At 71.5% G+C, this 1,078-nt stretch carries 1 pseudogene; it reads right to left on the reverse strand.

The annotated features are described in order from the left end of the window. Positions 1 to 524 (reverse strand): annotated as a pseudogene (locus tag ACWDNU_RS46850) (hypothetical protein); the annotation flags it as partial. Positions 525 to 1,078 lie beyond the last annotated feature (554 nt).

A 1,078-nucleotide genomic window follows, 5' to 3' on the forward strand; every position in this document is an offset into this window, starting at 1 on the left:
GACTCGGTGTCGGAGACCAAACGCAGCCCGATCGCCTGGTTGCGTTGGCGCACCGCCTCCCGCTGCCGGTCGATGGCGACGAAAGCGGCGATGAGCGCGAGCACGGTGAGCAGGACCAGCCCCGCGACGGCGGCGCGGCGCAACCGCCGGAACCTCCGCTGTTCCCGCAGATCCTCCCCCGCCAGTTCGTATTTCGGCTTGCCGTGGATCGGCGCCGCGAGGTCGGTGAGCTTCTCGCGGAAGAGGGCGGCGCGCGGGTCCCACGGGGCGTCCTCGGTGACGTCGACGTAGAGGGGTTCGGTGGGGAGCGCGCCGGGCTCGGTCAGGACCGGGAGTGCGACGGTCGAGCGGTCGGGATCGAAGCGGTGCAGCTCGCGGTCCCATTTCACCTGCCCGCCCGCGACGACGAACAGCAGGTGTTCGGGGCCGCGGGTGCGCAGCCAGTAGGCGATCTCGCGGTCCACCCATTCCGAGGCGGCCGAATGCGGGGACAGCACGACGATGCAGTAGCGGGCCTGGTCCATCGCCTCGGCGACCTTGCCCCCACAGGTCGGGGCTGGCGGTCAGGTCGGTGGCGTCGCGGAAGACCCGCAGGGCGTGCAGGCGGCCGACGCGGCGGCCGATGCGGTGCAGGCCGCGCTGGATGCCCGCCGCGATGGCGCGGTCGGCGTGCGAGTAGGACAGGAAGGCGTCGTAGGTGGGCGGCGACGCCTGCTTCGGCGGCGGGTCCGCCGCGATCGTCATCGGCTCGGCCATCGTCCTCACTCCCAACAGGTTGCGCCGTTCCCTCCACCGTCGGCTTCCGCGGTCGCCGGGGCACGCGTAACCGGCTACTCGGGTTGACCAACGAGGCCCGGATGACCAACGTCACGTGGCGACGCGCCAGACGCAGACGCCGCCGAAACCCCCGGTTCCGCCATCTCGGTCCCCTACCCTGAGCCCGACCCGGGCACTACCGGGCCCCATTCGACACAGGCGGAGCCGATGACTTCCTTCGATGATTTGCTCTCCCAGGTACCGATCGCCCAGATCGCCGACCAGCTCGGCGTCGACCAGGCGACCGCGACCAACGCCGTCC

This window comes from Amycolatopsis sp. NPDC003676, from assembly GCF_053587275.1.